Here is a 369-nt window from a genome sequence, read left to right as displayed (position 1 = left end):
TTTTTCATACCCAAACCCCTTAGTGTATACTTACCAAAACCTCAAACACTAAGGGCGCGCAATGCAAGAAGGCGACGTACTACTATTTCAGACGCTTAATGACAGTGATATGTCAATCACTGATGGCATCGTACAAATGACGCAGGGACTCGAAACAGCGGTGTATTTATCGCTGTTTTCGCCTGTTGATACCTACCTAAACGAAGCGGCAGAAACCAATGACGAAAAACTGTCCTCGCAGACAGAAGCGATCATACAAAACAAACCTCAATCCTCCAAAAACTACCAGTTACTTGTGCAAGCGGTAAATGCTGATCTGAAGTGGCTTGTGACCAATGGTAATGCTAACAGCATCGACACCTCTGTTTC

At 44.2% G+C, this 369-nt stretch carries 1 protein-coding gene; it reads left to right on the top strand.

All coding sequences use genetic code 11. From position 1 onward, the window contains the following. Nucleotides 1-61 precede the first annotated feature (61 nt). The coding region (locus DC53_RS00205) for a hypothetical protein (protein WP_033032477.1) at nt 62-369 on the top strand (308 nt) is incomplete at its 3' end.

The organism is Pseudoalteromonas fuliginea (genome assembly GCF_000690055.1).
GTDB lineage: Bacteria > Pseudomonadota > Gammaproteobacteria > Enterobacterales > Alteromonadaceae > Pseudoalteromonas > Pseudoalteromonas fuliginea.
The sequence above is the reverse complement of the archived record's forward strand: the minus strand, read 5'-3'. Positions and strand labels throughout refer to the sequence as shown.